The sequence below is a fragment of the Chitinophaga sp. HK235 genome, from assembly GCF_018255755.1.
In the GTDB taxonomy this organism is placed as follows: domain Bacteria; phylum Bacteroidota; class Bacteroidia; order Chitinophagales; family Chitinophagaceae; genus Chitinophaga.
On the sequence record NZ_CP073766.1, the window covers coordinates 4,890,624 to 4,910,087 of the forward strand.

Below are 19,464 nucleotides of genomic sequence, written 5' to 3' on the forward strand. Positions count from 1 at the left end.
TTACAAGGGCTTTTCCGTTCAACAACTATACAGATCTGTTTTATTAAGCATGGTTTTGGTTTATTCGGCAGCTGCTTCTTCATTAACGGTAGATTCAGCTATCTCTGTAAGCAGGCTGTCAGTATGTTTTTCTTCTTCCAGGGTTTGCTCCAGGAGCTCTGCTACATCAGCATGTCCCATTACATTGGCCAGCGTGCGCAGACATCCGTATGAAGCAATTTCGTAATGTTCGATTTTCTGCATGGAAATGATAATGCCCGCATCCCTGACCATGGAATCAGCTTCGGTATCATCCAGAAACACCTGTGCTTCCATCATCAGTCCTTCCATGGCTTCACATTTTTTGGTCTGGGGCTTTTTCCCCATTATTTCAAAAATTTCTTCGAGCCGCATGACATGATGTTTGGTTTCTTCCAGGTGTTCATCCAATGCATAGGTCAGTTCATCGGAAGTAGTTGCTTTCTGCATCTTTGGTATTGCCTTGAGCAGATTTTTTTCAGCCCAGTAAATATCTTTTAGTTCTTCCATAAAGAGTTCTGCGAACCGGGTGCGATTCATATGTCCATGGCTATTGGACTTATGGGCAGGCCTTCTGGCAGAACCGTGTGCGGATTTTGAAGCAGGCATAAAAATTAAATTTTAGGTTCAACATATGCTACTTATTCCGGCTTGTGTCTATCAAAGGCCTTTTCGGCCTCTGGTGAGGCTGGCTGCCGGGGGACTTCCCGTTCAGGCAGCTCTTCCGGAACAGTATCCGGCGGCTTTTCCGGAGGAGGCTGCACCGGCATCGGATCTTCCCTTCTGGGCTCTTCCCTGTTCGGCGTAGGCTCTTCGTCTGGCTGCTGTTTTCTTTCCGGGTTCATAATTTATGCTTTATGAGTTCAATTACTAAAAAATCAAAGTTCATTCCAATGCGGGTATACCGGCCACCAATATTACAGCACCTATTCATCAAATCCCTGTCAGCATTCCGTTTCACTGATCTACAACCTTTTCCGCAGGCATTGGTGGTACTCTTTCCCGTCGTAGTTTCATGAACCGTAGAAATAAAAAGCATACTGTGGAAATAGTTGCTCAGAAAGGACTTGCCGGATTACGCTGTTTTGTCATCTTTTTTTAAAACATAAAATAGTATCTTGATTGCACTGTAATCATCTATAGTAGAAATCAATGCACTTTCCAGTACATAAAAAAATACGCATCGGATTTTTCATCGCCTTCACAGTTATAATAGCTGCGTCCATATTTTCTTACCTGGTAGCTAAAAACCTGCTGGAGAATGCTGGCAGGCTCAATCATGCGATCGAAGTCTCCAAACGGCTGGAAGTGATCACCCGTCAGTTGAAGGAAGCAGAAGCGGCCATCAGGGGCTATAATCTCACTAAAGACAGTGCCTTCCTCGATCCCAGTATGAAAGAAAGAAGCAAGCGGATTGAGCGGGAATATCTGCTGCTCCGGCAAATAACCGCTGAAAGCCCCCGGCAACAGCAGCATCTCGATACGTTGCGCGATTTACTCGCCATCAAATACCGGCAACTGCTGTCTGGCAGTCATGCTGCTACTGTAGCAAGGCAGGAAAGCTCTGTTAAGGAAGGTGAAAAATCAATGGACAAGCTGGACCGTAAGGTGCAGGACATGATCCGTATTGAAGAAAGCCAAGTACATGAGAAGGCAAGGCTCTTTCATTTTTTCTCTGTTCTTTGGGTACCAGTGATCTTTATTTCGTCGCTTGTAGCGATCCTGATAGGGATCTATTCCTACGTGACTCTCACACGCGAATTCAGGCTGCAACTGCATATAGAGAGCAAAATGAAATCCTATCAGCGTGACCTGCAACAGAACATTTCCCTGCTCAACAAAACCAACCAGGAACTGGAACAGTTCGCTTATGTGGCCTCGCACGATCTGCAGGAGCCGCTGCGCAAAATTTCCACTTTCAGCGACCGGTTGCAGATGAAATACAAGGACCAGCTGCCCCCCGACGCCACCCAGCTGATAGATCGCATGGTATCTGCCGTGTCCCGCATGCGGGTATTGATCAACGACCTGTTGGTTTTTTCCCGGGCAGGCCGCATCACGCCTGAAAGTATCACCACTGTAGATATGAACGTGTTGCTGCAGGAAGTACTGGCTGATCTGGAAGTGACTCTGGAAGAAAAAAATGTAACCGTCACCACCGAAGCCCTCCCGATGATCGAAGGCAGCGCCACCTCCTTCCATCAGCTGTTCCAGAACATCCTGGCCAATGCTATCAAATTCGCCAGCCCCGATAGACCGCTGGAGATCCATATCCGCCAACAGGTACTATCCGGCCGGGAACTTGGCTTTGTAAAAGAAAACCGCTGGGACACCCCCTTCTGCCGCATCAGCATTGAAGATAACGGTATCGGTTTTGATCCCGCCTTCGCCGAACGTATTTTCCTCATCTTTCAGCGCCTGCATGGCATCAGCGAATATTCCGGCACCGGGATCGGCCTGGCCATCTGCAAAAAAATTGTTGACAGCCACAACGGTTTCATCTTCGCCGAAGGCATGCCCAACAAAGGAGCCTCCTTCATCATTGTGCTACCCCTTGCACAAAACAACAAAAATGAGAACTGATCCAGCCACCGATAAAGATTAGCACTTTTCTTGCTGTGTAAACCACCTGACAGCTATTGCCCGAATTTCAACTTACCCAGATGAGCGAGCGTCCGATACAAATACTCATGATTGATGATGATGAAGATGATTTTTTCCTGGTGACGGAATTACTGCGCGATATATCACCCGGACAATACACGCTGGAATGGGCCCCTACCTATCAGAAAGGAGTGGAAGCCATTGAACGCAGGACCCACGATATCTTCCTGGTAGATTACCGGCTCGGCCCACACACCGGTTTGGACATCCTGCATCTTTTCCAGGAAATGCAATACCGCATGCCCGTGATCATGCTCACCGGCAAAGGCGATTATGCAATAGACCAGGAAGCCATGAGGGCCGGAGCATACGACTATCTCGTAAAAGGAGAAATCACCGCCGACCTGCTGGAGCGCTCCATCCGCTACGCACTCGATGAATACAAACATCTGCGTACCATCGAAGAGAGTGAAAAAAAATATTATGGCATCTTCGAAAAAGCACATGATCTCATCGTTCTGGCAGACTGTGATAAAAACATCATCGATGCCAACCCTGCAGCGCTGAAAACCATGCAGTACACCAAAGCGGAAATACTGAAACTGCATCTGCGGGACCTTTTCATTTCCCGCGAACAAAGCGAACAATTCATCGAAAACATCTGCAACGACGGCATAGCCGGCACACAGGAATATGAGTTTAAAACACGGAACAGCAAAAAAATGGTGGTGCTTATCAATGCCGTGATGCTGGACGAAGCAGAACAGATCTTCCTTTGTGTAATACAGGATATCACAGAGAAAAAAAGAGAAGAACAGGAAAAACAACACCAGGAAAAATTTGTTATCACCGGTCGTATTGCCCGGGTAATTGCACATGAGGTCCGTAATCCGCTGACCAACATCCTCCTAGCAGTGAGCCAGTTCAAAGAGGAAGATGAAGTGGCCGCCAGTAATGAGTCTTCGCTCTACACCGATATTATCGAACGTAACTGCACCCGCATCAACCAGTTGATCACTGAGCTGCTGGACAGTACCCGCATGATAGAACTGCACACCGCAGAACATGGCATCAATCAGCTGATAGATAATGCACTCAGGCTGGCCCAGGACCGGATGCAGCTGCATGAAATGCGGCTCAACAAACAGCTGGCCGCTCCGGATATCCGGGTGAATGCAGATGATGAAAAAGTAGTGATCGCATTTCTTAACATCATTATTAACGCCATTGAAGCAATGGCGCCTGGCAAAGGTATTCTCACCGTTACCACCCGGCGTAACCAGGACAAAGCCCAGGTGCAGATTTCAGACAATGGCATCGGCATCCCCGGAGATAAATTATCACGCCTGTTTGACCCCTTTTATACCAGCAAATCCAAAGGCACCGGCCTTGGCCTTACCAGCACTCAAAACATTCTTTTAAATCATAAAGGAACCATACATGTAGACAGCGAGCAGGGTAAGGGCACAACCTTCACCATCACACTACCGGCGGTGTAAATGGCATCAGGCCTGCCCCTTATCCCCCAAACGTAGTTTACGCTTCCGGAGATGCTCTTCATGTTTGCTCAGCGCCCCTTCAATAGCCTCTTCTATAGAGTGTGATTCATTCATGGAAATCCGTTTTTTAGTTTCCTCTGCCATCGCCAGGTAATATCTGTGCAGGATGTCCAGTTCCTCTTCAGATAAATCTTCTACGTCGATCAGCCGGTTGCTGGCCTGTTGATGGGCAGCAATGAGTTCATTCAATTTCAGCTGTATGGATTTGGAGTCTTTATTCTGGGATTTCTGAATGATAAATACCATCAGAAAAGTAATGATGGTGGTTCCGGTATTGATCACGAGCTGCCAGGTGTCTGAGTAATGAAACAAGGCACCTGTTAATCCCCAGAGGATAATTACACTGAGTGCTACAAAAAAGGCCCAGGCGCTGCCAGTAGCGGCAATTACCGTAGATGCCATCGTTTCAAAAAATCTCTTCCCGGATTTTCCCTTAGTAAGAGGCTTCATAGCATTTGGTTATTGGAGTTGAAAATTTTCTCACAAAACAACAAGGTGAGTATATCCTGAAGCAAAAAAGGGAGCAAAGCACTTTAAGTACCCTGCTCCCCTTTTCTCTATAAACCAATACTTTTAATAGTTGATATTCAGCAAACGTAGTTTATTGTAAAGCGTTTTGCGGTCAATATTGAGCAGCTGCGCTGCTTTTGTTTTATTGTATTTCACTTCCTTGAGTACATTGATAATTTTGTTGTACTCTGCCTGTAATGCCACCGTTTTCAGATCGTTGTCATTGGCCATAAGGGCCAGTTCTCCGCTTAGCGGCATTTCTTCAACCGGTTGCGCGAAAGCCTCTTTCATTTCCAGTGGTAGTGCAGACATAGAGATCTCCTGCATTTCCGGAGTGAGCAGACAGGCGCGGCGGATAATGTTTTTCAGTTCACGGATATTGCCTGGCCAGTTGTATTGATGGAAACACTTCCATACTTCCGGAGATATTTTACCACAGGTTTTTTCCAGTTCTTTTTCCACCTGTTCTACAAAGGCTGCCACAAAGAGCGGCAGGTCTTCGCGACGTTCGCGCAAAGGTGGAATGTAGATCGTGAATTCATTAAAACGATGGAAGAGGTCTTCCCTGAACTTGCCACGCTGTACCGATTCAGAGAGCTTTTCATTGGAAGCTACAATAATACGTACGTCCACCGGTATCTCCTTGAGGCTTCCCACTCTCCGGATTACTTTCTCCTGCAATACACGCAGCATCGCTACCTGTATATCATAAGAGAGATTGGATATTTCATCCAGGAAAAGCGTACCACCTTGTGCCTGTTCGAAAGCGCCAATTTTAGTATTGATAGCCCCTGTAAATGAACCTTTTTCATGACCAAACAATTCGCTGGCGGCCAGTTCTTTCGAAAGGCTGCCGCAATCCAGTGCCACAAAAGGTTGTGAAGAGCGTTTACTATGATGATGGATCAGATGTGCAACAGATTCCTTACCGGTACCTGTTTCGCCGAAGATGATCACACTATAGTCCGTTGGTGCTACCAATTTGATCTGGCGAATGAGTTCACGGGCACCATCGCTTTCTCCGTACACATACTTTTCATTTTTTTCACTCTGGTTGCGGGACAACAATGTTTCCCGGGCTTCCGGGGCGCTGCCGGTATCTACCGGCTGTACAGCCATACGTTCTTGTTCGGATTCCTTATGAGCAAATGCCTTATGTACGAGGTTGAGGATTTCATCGGGATACAGTGGTTTGGACAAATAATCATAGGCGCCATTTTTCACCATTTCCACGGCTACACGAACATCGGTATAACCGGTGATGATGATGACAATGGTTTGCGGATTTATCTGTTGTATATCCTGCAACAACTGCGCACCGTCTGTATCTTTCAGCCTGTAGTCACAAAGCACCAGGTCGAATGTTTTTTCCTTCATCATTTTCAGGGCAGCGGCGCCCGTCATGGTGGTGTCCACATTAAATCCGTGTTTGCTCAGGAATTTACTCAGGAGCGTACAGATATTAATTTCATCATCTATGATCAGAATATTTTTCATACTTCTCTAATATGTGGTATTGTCAACAGCTAATTAAAATTACTAATAAATCCCGGCTCTTTCGTGCTAGTGCCTGATACTTCCGATTAATTCATCAACATGTTTTACACTAAAAGGTTTTGCGAGGAAGAAAGTTGCTCCTGCGCTCAAAGCCTTCTGTTTTTCCATGCCGTTATCGTAGGCACTAATGGTAATGACCGGTAAAGTTGGGCACTTTTTCCTGATCACTGGCAATGCTTCCAGCCCCGAACCATCCGGGAGGTGGATATCAAGAAACAGCAGGTCTGGCTGCTGCTGTTGCAGAAACGACAGACCTTCATTCAATGCATGGACATATTTAACATTATATCCATGTCGTACAAGTGTCAGCTGCAACAGTCGGCAGATATCCGGTTCATCATCTATGATCAGAATACAAGGACCTTTCCTTATATCATCCGTTGAACCCAATCCGGACAGGTTCAAGGTTGTCTTTTTTGGTTGTAACATATTTATGTTTGTTCCATTGTTCCATCAAAAGACGTGCGATCAAATAACACACTGTAGACTCTGCTCCCTGGTTCTGGTTGACGTTGTAACGTTCCAGACCATCATAGCAGCCATATGTCAGTGGGTTATAAATCAGCTGTTTGAGATGATTATTTCCCAGGTACCAGCTGAAAGCGACACGCATTTTTTCAAGGTACAATTGATTTTTTGTGATATTATAAAATGTATCCATTGCCAGCATAGTATAAGCTACTTCGATTGACTGTTCTCCACCAGGTTCATTATTGGGAGGTGTATTTTTATGGTACCATGTTTTATTACTGATGACTTTCATGTAACTGTCAGTGAATGTTTTGTTACAAAGGAAAGTCAGGCTTTCTTCTGCTGTTTTGCGGTAATTATGATTACCTGTTACCTGGAAGGCCATCATCATGGCTTCCGGGAGTACGGCATTACCGTAGGTAAGACTTGCTTCAAACCATTTCCATTCTTCATCAGCTTCCAGCACATAATACCCCTGGAGTCTGGCAGCGAGTATATCGAGCAATGTCACAGCCTGTTCCGAGGCGCGATATTGCAGGGAATAATACAATCCCTTCATGGCAAAGGCCATAGCCCTGGGTGAGATAAGGCTGTCTACCCAACGGAGGCCAGGCCTGAAGAGCGATATCACATCCTGTACCGCATCAAAAGGTAGCGACCGGTGATTGGCCAGTGCAAATCCCAATGCCCATATAGCACGACCATTGGCATCTTCCAGATTGACATCATCATTTTGTGTGGTAAAGCCTCCGTCTTTATCTACGTAATTCAGGAACTTACCGGATGCTTTCTGGCAGTAGCCGATAAAGTCGATGTATTTACGCAGCAACGTGGTTGTGAAGCTGCTGGATTTAATTTCCGAGATATACATGCACATAGCGATCAGCGCTCTGGCATTGTCATCGAGGGTATATCCGTAGGCTGGATCGGGCACATCATGCCGGGCAAACTGCAGCATGCCAAATTCATCTGTCATGCGGTCTATATGATCGAGGTATGGCGCCGGTAAGTTAGGCATCATAACCTTATTATCTACCAGCACTTCATTGAACATTGACATGTGGGCGATGGCTACATTATCCCAGATAGAGTTGCGTGTTTTTTCGATGGCATTGATGCTCATCTGCCGGCGCAGATCAGCGTTGCCCAGCAGGTTGATGGCTACGCTGGCCAGCTGTTCCGCGTTATTGAAATCGATGAGGCAGCCGCAGCTTTCATCGAGCATTTCCCGGGCCTGTACAAAAGCGGTGGAAATAACCGCACAGCCGGCGCTCATGGCATATACAAAAGTACCGCTTACAGCCTGATGAGGGTCTTTGGAGGTGAATAGGTAAATATCCGTTAATGATAAGTAGTCCAACAAGGTGTTGAGGGACAGGTAGGTGTTAACGAACCTCACATTGTTTTCCAGCTGGTATTCCTTTACCAGCTCTTCCAGGTGTTCACGGTACTTTTCTCCTTCCCTGGCAACTATTACAGGGTGGGTTTTACCCAAAATCAGGTAGATGGCATCAGGAAAATCCTTAATAATCTCCTTCATTGCGCGGATGCCTGTTTCCAGGCCTTTATTGGCGCTCAGGAGACCAAAGGTGCTCAGTACCAGCTTATTTTCCAGATCATATTGTTTTTTTAGCGCATCTACATCCTCGGTGATACGGGCATGGGTACCATGGGGGATGTAAACGATTTTTGTGTCCGGCACCTGGTATACTTCCCGCAGGAGGTTGACCGAGGCATGCGTCATCACGGTCACTTTAGCGGCCAGGGCACTGATCAGGTTGACTACTTTGCGACATTTCTGATCAGGGGCGGGCAATACCGTATGAAAACGGACAATAAATGGTTTATCCAGTAAGGATAACATGGCCAGCAGATTATGGCCGTATTCTCCGCCGTAAAGACCAAATTCGTGTTCAAAGCAGAGAAGGTCTATTTTGCTATTTTCGTTGATCTGCTGGGCAAATGTGATACAGCTGTCGATATCAAAAGGGTTTACACAATACGTAACAGGGGCCTGCTTGTTTAACCATGGTTTTTCCGAGGCTTCCAGCGCACATACTTCGATATTCAGTTTTCCTGCGAAGCTTTTGTCCAGCGCGTTTACCAGGTCCTGTGCAAAAGTAGCAATACCGCATTCCCGGGGCGGAAATGATGATACAAAAAGCAAGGTCTTAGTCATCGGTTAAATATTTTTAAGGCTTCAATTCATCCCGTTCCGATCGGTGGCCCGGGATGGAAAGCTGGTCAAATATCAATCCAATGCGAGTGTGCTGCATTTTACCGAATTCATCAAACCGAAAGTGTGGAAAATCATCCCCATATATCTATCCCCCTTTTTCCCGCTGTGGAACTTTTTTTTGTTAATTCCCGAGGACGTTAAGATTTCATTAACACTTCGAATAGCTATTTATAATTACAATTGTAAAAAGTTATGCAAATGTAAAGCTTATCATGTAGCGGGGGCTTTAAAGTAAGTATCCTGATGTCCTGTTTTTCTAAAAATAATTTATTATCAAGGGAATTAATAGTAAATATATCAAGGGAATGATTGTTTTCAGGAACGATACAAGCTGTGTAAATGGGATCATTGGAATTTTACACTATCATTTTTTATATTGACAAAAAACGTTAAAACGTATACAATTTTGTTAATTGTCCAAACTTGCTTATTTTTAAATTCATAACCATGTCGATCCCATTTAACCAATAATTAACAACTCCTGGATTGTAACAGTAAATCGCAACTAAATCTATCTATTCATTATAAAAAAACCTTACCGCGCTTATGCGACATATTGCATGTACCCTCAACGTGGATGGTGTCCCCACCAAAATCAACATCCGTAAAGTAGCCAAGGAAAGAAGGTTCCTGGCCATTGTAGATCAGACTGTTACAGAATACATCATTTCTGATGAAACCAATGAAGTGGAATACTACGAAGGACCTGTTCTTAATAACTACCTTACAGAGAAAATAGCCGCCCTGATCAAGCAGTATTTCCCCAAGGTGAAAGCCATTGTGAAAGTGGGTGAAGATAATTATGAGGATTATGACGACTACTAGTCGTCATTGCCCCATTAGATAAAGCCTTTTTCCAGTGACAGGAAAGCCTCGGAAGGATGTACCTGCTGCCATAACACTGCGTATACAGCCTGTGCAACAGGCATATAGGCCCCTATGTTTTTATTCATCTCGTACATGCATTTGCTGGCATAATAACCCTCTGCAATCATATTGAGCTCCAGCTGTGCAGCCTTCACGGAATAACCTTTTCCGATCATATTCCCGAACGTACGGTTCCGACTGTGGAGTGAATAACAGGTCACCAGCAGATCCCCGAGATAAGCACTGGCACTGTAGTTATGTATCATCGGGCCAGTCCCTCGCAGGGCAGCCTTCTGTGCTTCATATTGCTCCAGGAATGTCTGCATCTCCCGGAAACAGTTGGTAATATAAACACTCAGGAAATTATCACCATATTCCAGCCCATGTGCAATACCAGCACCCAGGGCATAAATATTCTTCATCACAGCAGCCAGCTGTACTCCTATCATGTCTGTATTCACGATTGTTTGCAGGTAGCTGCCCGTAAATCTATCGGCGATAGCTTGTGCGGACGCCTGATGTATTCCGGAAAAAGTAAGATAGGACAGTTTTTCATTCGCCACCTCTTCCGCATGACAGGGACCGGTTATCGTGAAATACTGTGTAGCAGGCAACTGAAAACGTTGCTCCAGGTATTCATTAATCAGGAGATTGTTGCCTGGCACCAGACCTTTGATAGCAGAAACCACCTGTTTTCCTTCCAGCGCCTCAGCAGGCAGCTGATCCAGCACATCCACCAGGAATGCAGAAGGAACCGCCAGCACCAACACATCACATGCTGCAACCACCGCCCGGATATCGTTGCTCAACGATAACAGGCCGGTATCAAAATATACGGAAGTGAGATAGTGCTTATTATGATGGCGCTGCTGCATATGACGGATCGTGTCTTCGTTTCTAATCCACCAGTGAATATGCTGTCCATTATCCGTCAATATTTTCGCCAGCGCAGTGGCCCAACTGCCACTACCAATGATACCAATGCTATTCTCCTTGCTCACAATCAATGCAAATTTTACGCAAGATAACACTAACCGCTGATTTATCTGATGTTTCTGATGCGAAGACCCACCGTTATCAAAGCGAAGAAGCCCATGGATGTATGCATCCATGGGCTTCTTCACTTAAATATTTTCCTATATAAGCAACATCAGATAAATCACTTATTCCCTTCGAAAAGTTTGCTCTTAGGCACCACCTGCACCTTTTTACCATTGTTCAGGGTGCGGGACACAGCACTGTAGGGGGCGCTGATCACCTGGTCACCTTCCTGCAGTCCGGAGAGTATCTGGATATTGGTATCATCCTGTACCCCTGTTTTCACGGTTACCATTTTCACGGAATTATCTTTCTGCAATACAAACACCACTTCGCTCATCTCAGATTGGGTGTTGGAGGAATTATCGCGATCGCGGTCATGTTGTTTTTTATCTGCTGTTTTAGCAGAGTCCAGATCGCGGGTAGTTACTGCATTGATAGGGATAGACAGCACATTGTTTTCATGTCTTGTCTGGATATCTACGCTGGCGCTCATTCCCGGGCGGAAAGGAAATGCTTTGTGATGTTTTGCCGCCAGGAGGTCTGCGTATGTTTCAGGCAGGATACGTATGTGAACAATATAGCTGGTCACCTGTTCAGCGGAGGAGGCAGAGGCAGCGGTAGCAGTAGCTGCGCCTTTGCTGGAGCTGGCGATCTGTGTAACGATACCTTTAAAGCGACGGCCGTTGTAGGCATCGACTTCGATCAGGGCGGTATCGCCATATTTTACTTTAGGAACATCGTTTTCTCCGACATCCACCTGTACTTCCATTCTGTTAAGGTCAGCGATGCGCAGCATTTCGGTACCGGTCATCTGGGCGGTACCAACTACACGTTCTCCTTTTTTAACATTCAGCAGGGAAACGATACCATTCATCGGTGCTACGATGGTAGTACGGCCGAGGTTTTTGTTAGCCTCGTTAAGGTTAGCCTGGGCACTTTGAACGCCATATTTACTGCTGTTGATCTGCTGAAGGGCAGCGTTGTAATCTGCCTGAGCAGCCAGGAAGGTAGCTTCGCTGGTTTCGAATTCAGACCGGGAGATCACTTTCTGGCTGAGCAGTTCCTTGTTACGCTGATAGGCTGCTTTATTCTGGTCCAGCTTTGCCTTAAAAGAGTTCAGCGAAGCGGAGGTGTTGGCCAGCTGTGCCTGCGACTGACTTACAGATGCCATGGCTTTATCCACCATGGAGCCGTAGATATCGCCGTAGATACGGGCGACTACCTGTCCTCTTTTTACGGAGTCTCCTTCTTGTACGGTTAATTCGGTGATTTCACCGGAAACGTCTGAGCTAACTTTTACTTCTATCTCAGGATAAATTTTACCACTGGCGGTAACCACCTCAATGATGTTTTTTTTGCCAGCTTTGTCAACAGCAACATTCAGTGCTTCTTCCTTACCTATTACTCCTGATGCTTTCAGCACCATGAGCATAATAACGAGTGAACCTAAAATGCCTGCGAGCCAATAAAGTGTCTTCTTTTTCATAAAGCAGTTTATTACCCGGCGATTCTACAGGGAAATTTTCTGGTCCCGATAGAACTCCAGCAATTTCATTTTAAAAATATAATCGTATTGCGCCGAGACTTTATCAATCTGGGCTTTGTACAATTTGGTTTGGGTTGTTATATAATCAATGGTGTTCATTAATCCCAGGTTAAAACGTTTGGTAGCGAAATCATACGCTTTCTGAGCGGCCATTACACCGGTAGCAGATGCATTATATTTCTGTAATGCAGCTACTGCATTTGCATGGGCGGTATAGATATCCTGCCTTAGTTTCAGGTTGTCCTGATCTCTGGTCAGTTCCAGGTTATACACATTCAGTTTTGCTTTCGCCACATTGGTGCGTTGCTGATAACCGTTGAAAATCGGGATACGCAGCCCCAGTCCGATATTTTTGTTGAATGTATTGTCTATTTGCTGACCGAAGGAAATCAGTTTTTTAGTTAATGGATCATAGTAATTGTTGGCATAACTGGTACTTAATCCTCCTCCGATTGTCAGTGCCGGGTATAACTGTCCCTTAGTAGACCTGTAGGCACTCATGGCGCTTTTAATCTTTAATCCGTCTGACTTAGCCTGCGGATAAGTTGTCAGCGCCGCGCTATACACCATTTCCGGGTCCATTTCAGACAAGGGGGTGATAGGCAGGGATGCTATATTGGCCGGAATTTCCGGAGCAAAGGGAATATCAAAACCGAGGTTCAGATATGCCTTTATTTGCAATATAGATAAAATTACGTCATTCCTGGCAGTTACCAAATTGGTACTATCCTGGGCCAGCTGCGCCTCGAGGTCGGCCTGGTTACTTTCCGGTACTGAGCCTGCGATTACCAGTTTTCTGGTATTCTCCAGATTAGACATGGTTTGTTTTACCTGTACCTCATTTACCTTAAGCTGTTCATTTTTCAGGAGGATCTGCAGGAAAGAAGTAGCTACGTTGAAAGCAAGGTCATTGCGTGCTTTCTGTAACAGAAAACTGTTGGACTCTGCGTCCAGTCTGTTTGCCTCAATAGTGTTTCTTTTGGAAAACCAGTTGAAGATATCTCCAGCCATATTAAACTGCCCACTGGCATTAAAGATAGACTGGTTAATATAGGCGTTATCCTGGATACTGGCGATCCTACCATCAGAGTATCCCGCATTCACATTTGCTGAAAAATTAGGGATCATACTCAGACGGCTCTGCTGATAGGTAAGTTCAGACAGGCGTTTTTGTACCTCCTGTTGTTTTACGGAGATACTGTTTTTCATAGCATAATCCACGCAACGTTGCAAACTCCACGTATCCTGCGCCACAGCCGGGGTTATGTTAGCGAGCAAGCAGTAAAGCAGGAACACTCCTGCGATTTGGGATATTCTCATAACAGGCCAAAAATATACTAAAGGTAAGGATAGTTTCCTTCGCTTCTTGATAGAAGGCAAAATTTTAGTAGGTATGGCACCATACCCTACTAATTGCTGATACAACATACTCTTTTTTTTACAGATTTATAAAACAATCCTTCCTGCTACCCCTGAATTTGTCCGTCACTGATCTGAATAATACGATTGCCATAAGTAGCATTCACATCGGAGTGGGTTACCTGTACAATGGTAATCTTATCCTGCTCATTCAGGTGTTTGAACATTTCCATGATCACTCTAGCCTGGTCAGAGTGCAGGTTTCCGGTAGGTTCATCTGCGAAGATCACACGGGGTTCTGCGACAATGGCGCGGGCAATGCCCACCAGCTGTTGCTGCCCGCCGGAAAGTTGATTAGGAAACAGGTCTTTTTTGGCCACCATGTTAAAACGATCCAATACATCCGCCACCCTGCTCTTTCTTTCCGAACCAGACAAATTTTTATACAGTAAAGGGGTTTCTATGTTTTCATATACAGTCAGCTCATCAATGAGATGGTAAGCCTGGAACACAAAACCGATTGCATCACGATGTAACTGCGTACGTTTTTTCTCATTCATCTTATCTACACGCTCCCCCTGAAACAGGTACTGTCCGCCAGAAGGCTCCTCCAGTAATCCCAGTATATGCAACAACGTTGACTTGCCGGATCCGGAGGGTCCCATAATAGAAACAAATTCTCCCTCTCCAATGTTGAGATCAACGTCTTTTAATATTTCATTTTTACCAAATCCTACCGGATAATGCTTAGAGATTTTCTGCAGTTGTATCATGATAGTAGTTTTTTAAAATTTCAGGCTTCTTGTTAACAATTTCCGGCGAAGCAATATAAATGCATTTTGCCGGATCTTTTCATTCCGCTATTCAGTTTTTAATGCGTCTACCGGGTTACTGAGAGCAGACCGCACCGTTTTTATGCTCATAGTGGCTAATGCCAGTATAACCATTATCATTCCCCCCGCCGCAAATATCCACCAGCTAAGACCTGTACGGTATACAAATGATTGCAGCCACTTGTTCATTACCCACCACGAAAGGGGTACCGCCAGCAGAAATGCCACAAGGACCGGCTTCATAAAGTCCTTTGTCAACAACCGGATTACCTGCCATACACTTGCTCCCAGTACCTTGCGTATCCCTATTTCCCGGGTACGCTGATTGGTGGTAAAAACCACCAAACCTAGTAGCCCCAATGCACTGATAAAAACAGCCAATCCTGAGCACCAGTTCAATAAACCCGCAGTACGCAACTCATTTCGATAAAGATTTTCTATGGTTTTATCCAGAAACTCATAACTGAACTCTTCTCTTGGGTATATCTCCTTCCATACTTTTTCAATGCCGGCAATTCCTTTTTTCCAGACGATCCCCCCTTCTCCGGCATTATGCAGCCGGATATGAAGGGTGCGGTGGCTTTTAGCGGCGGCACTGCCCAGCGCCAGTACAGGAATCTCTCTATGCAGATTGCCAGCATTGAAGTTTTTCACCACTCCAACAACCGGCTTCCCTGAAATAAGCTCCCCCACTGCATCTTCCGGACGTTTGAAACCAAATGCACGGACAGCATTTTCATTCAGCAGCCATTCTCTCACCGTATCCGAATTCATCAGGTTTCTTCCTGCCAGCAGTTTTAACTGATACACTTTTAAATAGGAGCTGTCCACATAGCGCATTTCTACCACCTTCTCGATAGCCTTCCGGCCATCCTTGCGGTCGAGGACAGATGTCATGAAACCATTGATGATCGGTGAACGATTCGACAAGCTCACTACCTCTACTTCCGGCAGCGCGGCAATCCCAGCCTGCAACCGGTTGCGCAGACTGTTATTCTCATCCCGTGGTGGTGTTGCAACTGTAAGAATAGCATCTTTACGGAAACCAAGATCTTTATTCAACGAATAATGAATCTGTTTGCTGACAACCAATGTGGCAATAATAAAAAACTGGGCCACCATAAACTGAGTAGCAGTCAACGTTTGCCTCAACCATGCTTTGTTTCCCGCAGCGCCCGTCTGTGATTTCAGCACCATTACCGGCTGGAAACGAGCTAATACATACGCCGGGTAAATACCGGACAACAATGCCACCACTACCGCCAGCAACAATAAAAACAGTAATACCTGCAAGGAATACAATTGCATGGCAGGCAGGTCCTCCGGTAAAAAATCATGAAAGCACTTTATCAGAACCGGTGCCATCAGCAAGGCAATTACCGCAGCCGTAAATGTGAGCACCAAAGTCTCTCCCAGAAACTGGATCATCAGCTGCCGCATTGTACCACCGATAGCCTTGCGGATACCGGTTTCTTTAGCCCTACGGGCAGCCTGTGCTGTTGTAAGGTTGATAAAATTGATCACCGCCAGGATTAACAATGCCACAGCTATAACAGACAGCATATATAACTGCTGTCTGTCTGCAGTTCTTTTATAAGCATAATAGTTCCTATTGAAGTGAATATCCTGTAAAGGCTGTAACCACAGTGACGTCCTGGAACTTTTATCGTTGTGCAATTCCATGTATTTTGCCAACAAGGCAGTAGCTTGTTTCGGATCGACTCCTGCTTTCAGCTTTACCAGCAACTGGCTGGATGAACTGGTGTTCGTCCAGTTATCGACAGCGTATACTTCTTTCCGGTATTGGCTGGCATAGACCGTTGACATAGACACTATTTCCCTGAACCAGAAATCAGTGCGGTAAGGTAAATCAGCCACCACACCGGTTACCGTTGTCCTGATGGAATCATCGTAAACGATCTCTTTTCCCACAACGGCCGCTGGTGAAAGCCGCGGGAAATAGGTATTAGCCTTCTCCTTTGTCAGCACCACTGAAAAGGGCTGTTTCAACGCGGTGGCCGGCGATCCGCTCAACCATTGATATCCCATCATATCCATGTATGAGGAATCCGCAAAAATGATATCTTCCTTGTTTCTAAAATCCTTACCATCTACCGTAATTCTACCCGTGATATCATCTGTTAAAAAATGAATCGTCTTTTCTACCTGCGGGATATTTTCTCTCACCACCTGTACTACCGGTACCGTTACTCCACTGTTTCTAACACTATCTCCAGAGAAACTGATGGTAGATACTATCCTGTAAATACGGTCTTTGTCTTGTTGTTGCTTGTTAAAACCGGCCTCATACCATACCACCAGGTATACTACAAGCGCCGCACTGATACCGACTACCAGTCCCAGCATATTTAACAGCGAGAACATTTTATTGCGCCAGATATTCCTGACAGCTACCAGGAGATAATTTCGAAACATAGTAAATGCTTTTATTCTGATTTGAGGCTATTTACCGGATTCATCATAGCCGCTTTTACTGATTGCAGACTCACTGTGAGCAAAGCCACCACTACCGCCAGTATCCCAGCCATCAGAAACAGCCATATACTCAGGGAAGCATGATAGGCAAAAGCACTGAGCCAGTTGCCAGCAGCATACCAGGCCAGCGGAGCCGCTATCAGCAAAGCAATCAGTACCAGTCTGATAAAATCTTTCGACAACATGGCCACCACACTGCCTACAGAGGCGCCCAGCACTTTACGGATACCAATCTCACGGGTGCGTTGTTGTGTAGTCAATGCAGCCAGCCCCAGCAATCCCAGGCAGGACACCAGCATCACCACACCGGCAAATATTCCCAGTATCTTGCCTACACGGTATTCCGACTTATACAGTCTATTAAAATCATCATCCAGGAAGTGATAGTCAAAAGGAACTCCCGGCTGCACTTCTTTCCAAAGGCCTTCAATACCCGCTATCAGCTGTTGTTTGTCTTTACCACTTGTTTTGATAAATATCTGTTGGAACCATTCGTATTCGGGGAATACGATGATGGGTTCAATTTTGTTTTTCATGGAAGAAAAATGAAAATCCTTCATCACTCCTTTTACCGTTCCATTACGGCCATTCAACGACATCCTTTTTCCCACGGCCACTTCCGGTGACCATCCCAGCCTTTTGCTGGCTGTTTCATTCAGGAAAAAATGATAAATCCGCTCATCATTTTTTTCTTTGGTAACATCAGCAATGTCTCCGTTGGTGAGATCCTCACCAGCCAATAAAGAGATACCTACTGTTTTCAGGTAATCTTTTTCCACCGGTACCGCTGCGATACCAAGGGAGAAACCAGGCTGGTGATCCTGTATCTGGTTAATGCTGTAACCACCCTGGATGGAGACAGGAGAATCAGCGGATGCCGTCACATACAATATACCGGTGAGTTGCAGCAACCTGTTTTTAAAGGCTTCCATGGCAGTACTACCGGATTTGAAACCATCCAGCACCAACACCTCAGAGCGGTCCATCCCCAGCTTTTTATGCTGGATATACTGCATTTGCTGCTGCACGACCAGCGTACAGATGATAAAGAATACAGATGCCGCAAACTGAAATACCACCAGTGATTTACGGATACCCTTTCCTTTGGGAGTGGCCGTCATGGAACCTTTCAGCACCTGTACCGGTCGGAAACCAGAGAGGAACAGGGCCGGATAAATACCAGTAACAAAAGCCACCAGGAAAAAGATCACCACCAAGATGCCGTAAATACGGTATCCGCTGGCGCCGCCTAATTGAAGTCTGGTATCGGTGAGTTGGTTAAATGCGGGTAATAATAAGCCTGCCAGCAACAGTCCTATCACCAGGGCAATTCCGGTGAGCAAGGCTGATTCCATCATAAACTGCAAGAAAAGCTGAGAACGTTGAGCACCCAATGCCTTACGGACACCTACTTCCCGGCTTCTTTCAGTGGAACGGGCCGTGGCCAGGTTCATAAAGTTAACACAGGCTATCACCAGCAGCATGACGCCTATCAGGGCGAAAATATAGTTGTAGCGGACATCTCCGGCATCTTCGGTGGCGGCACTGGCAGCAGAATGCAGATGGATGCCGGTAACCGGCTCCGGAACAAAGTTGAAGACGGTACCGTTTTTTATATCGTCTTCACTCAGCTGCTGCCTGGCGATCTGGCTCAGGCTGGTCTGCAGACTGCCTAACTGAGCCGGATTACCGACCTGCACATAGGTGTAGTAATTAGCAGATCCCCACTGCTCCTGGAGCTGCAAGGTGCTGTAACTGGCCACAAAATCAAATTTCAGGTGGCTATTGGCTGGCACATCGGCCACCACACCCGTTACCTGTAATGCCCTTTTACCATTGATGAGTAACGTTTTACCAACGGGATCAATATCGCCGAAATATTTTTTCGCCATGGAGGCCGTGATCACCACCATATTAGGGCCGTTCAGCACATTGACAGCACTACCAGACAACAACCGGAAGGAAAACATCTCAAAAAAAGGTGCGTCAGTATATACAAAGCGTCTTTCATTCCAGCTCTTGTCGCCATACTGTACGGTCGCTTCTCTTGGAAATATCCGTGTGACTTTTTTGATCTCCGGCAAGGGTTTGATGGTAGTGGCCAGTATATTCGGCGTCACGGCTATCTGCATTATCTTCTCCCCTTTTTCACCATAGTCCATGCGAAGACGGTATAACTCATTCGCATTTTTATACCAGCTATCGTAGGTCCATTCGTTTTCCAGGTATAAAGACAACAGAATAAAGCAGGCGATCCCCGTTGCCAGTCCGAATACGTTAATACCCGTATACAACTTCCGTTTCACCAGATTCTTCGCGGCTATCTTCAGGTAATTCTTCCACATCGATTTAGAATTTTATTGG

At 45.8% G+C, this 19,464-nt stretch carries 15 protein-coding genes; 3 read left to right on the forward strand and 12 right to left on the reverse strand.

The features are described from left to right. Positions 1-60: 60 nt before the first annotated feature. On the reverse strand, positions 61-627 hold the full coding sequence (locus KD145_RS18125) for a ferritin-like domain-containing protein (RefSeq protein WP_212000505.1): 567 nt from the start codon (positions 625-627) through the stop codon (positions 61-63). Between the two features lie 32 nt (positions 628-659). After that, a complete protein-coding gene (locus KD145_RS18130) occupies positions 660-863 on the reverse strand; it encodes a hypothetical protein (RefSeq protein ID WP_212000507.1) in 204 nt (67 codons plus the stop codon). A 307-nt stretch (positions 864-1,170) separates the two neighbouring features. On the opposite strand from KD145_RS18130, the gene KD145_RS18135 reads away from it, so the two are divergent. Together KD145_RS18135 and KD145_RS18140 are read left to right on the forward strand one after the other, a co-directional pair. Beyond that, positions 1,171-2,601: an ATP-binding protein gene (locus tag KD145_RS18135; protein WP_212000508.1), complete on the forward strand. Its 1,431-nt coding sequence runs from the start codon at positions 1,171-1,173 to the stop codon at positions 2,599-2,601. Between the two features lie 56 nt (positions 2,602-2,657). Continuing rightward, positions 2,658-4,121 (forward strand): hybrid sensor histidine kinase/response regulator, encoded by a 1,464-nt coding sequence (locus KD145_RS18140; protein WP_212000511.1) that lies wholly within the window; start codon positions 2,658-2,660, stop codon positions 4,119-4,121. A gap of 6 nt (positions 4,122-4,127) precedes the next feature. Here the strand turns inward: KD145_RS18140 and KD145_RS18145 are convergent, their stop codons facing one another. The 4 genes from KD145_RS18145 to KD145_RS18160 all read right to left on the reverse strand — a co-directional run bounded on the left by KD145_RS18145 (position 4,128) and on the right by KD145_RS18160 (position 8,898). Then, positions 4,128-4,631: a low affinity iron permease family protein gene (locus KD145_RS18145; protein ID WP_212000518.1), complete on the reverse strand. Its 504-nt coding sequence runs from the start codon at positions 4,629-4,631 to the stop codon at positions 4,128-4,130. 123 nt (positions 4,632-4,754) lie between these two features. Further along, on the reverse strand, positions 4,755-6,188 hold the full coding sequence (locus KD145_RS18150; RefSeq protein WP_212000519.1) for a sigma-54 dependent transcriptional regulator: 1,434 nt from the start codon (positions 6,186-6,188) through the stop codon (positions 4,755-4,757). Positions 6,189-6,254: 66 nt separating this feature from the next. After that, the gene (locus KD145_RS18155) at positions 6,255-6,653 is read right to left on the reverse strand and encodes a response regulator (protein ID WP_249219429.1); all 399 of its coding nucleotides are present in this window, start codon (positions 6,651-6,653) and stop codon (positions 6,255-6,257) included. Beyond that, the gene (locus KD145_RS18160) at positions 6,622-8,898 is read right to left on the reverse strand and encodes a glycosyltransferase (protein WP_212000521.1); all 2,277 of its coding nucleotides are present in this window, start codon (positions 8,896-8,898) and stop codon (positions 6,622-6,624) included. The genes KD145_RS18155 and KD145_RS18160 overlap by 32 nt, the downstream gene beginning before the upstream one ends. Positions 8,899-9,504: 606 nt before the next feature. Between KD145_RS18160 and KD145_RS18165 the strand changes: the two genes are divergently transcribed. Further along, entirely contained in the window at positions 9,505-9,783 is a 279-nt protein-coding gene (locus tag KD145_RS18165) for a hypothetical protein (RefSeq protein WP_113616295.1), read from the forward strand. A gap of 14 nt (positions 9,784-9,797) precedes the next feature. Here the strand turns inward: KD145_RS18165 and KD145_RS18170 are convergent, their stop codons facing one another. From KD145_RS18170 to KD145_RS18195, 6 genes are all read right to left on the reverse strand, one after another. After that, positions 9,798-10,826, reverse strand: a complete 1,029-nt coding sequence (locus tag KD145_RS18170) for an NAD(P)H-dependent glycerol-3-phosphate dehydrogenase (RefSeq protein ID WP_249219431.1) — start codon at positions 10,824-10,826, stop codon at positions 9,798-9,800. Positions 10,827-10,984: 158 nt separating this feature from the next. Continuing rightward, positions 10,985-12,352, reverse strand: a complete 1,368-nt coding sequence (locus KD145_RS18175) for an efflux RND transporter periplasmic adaptor subunit (protein ID WP_212000523.1) — start codon at positions 12,350-12,352, stop codon at positions 10,985-10,987. Positions 12,353-12,376: 24 nt separating this feature from the next. Then, positions 12,377-13,732: a TolC family protein gene (locus tag KD145_RS18180; protein WP_212000524.1), complete on the reverse strand. Its 1,356-nt coding sequence runs from the start codon at positions 13,730-13,732 to the stop codon at positions 12,377-12,379. Positions 13,733-13,878: 146 nt separating this feature from the next. Then, a complete protein-coding gene (locus KD145_RS18185) occupies positions 13,879-14,544 on the reverse strand; it encodes an ABC transporter ATP-binding protein (protein WP_113616291.1) in 666 nt (221 codons plus the stop codon). Between the two features lie 87 nt (positions 14,545-14,631). Continuing rightward, positions 14,632-17,040, reverse strand: a complete 2,409-nt coding sequence (locus tag KD145_RS18190) for an ABC transporter permease (RefSeq protein WP_212000525.1) — start codon at positions 17,038-17,040, stop codon at positions 14,632-14,634. Positions 17,041-17,051: 11 nt separating this feature from the next. Further along, a complete protein-coding gene (locus tag KD145_RS18195) occupies positions 17,052-19,445 on the reverse strand; it encodes an ABC transporter permease (RefSeq protein ID WP_212000526.1) in 2,394 nt (797 codons plus the stop codon). Positions 19,446-19,464: the final 19 nt, after the last annotated feature.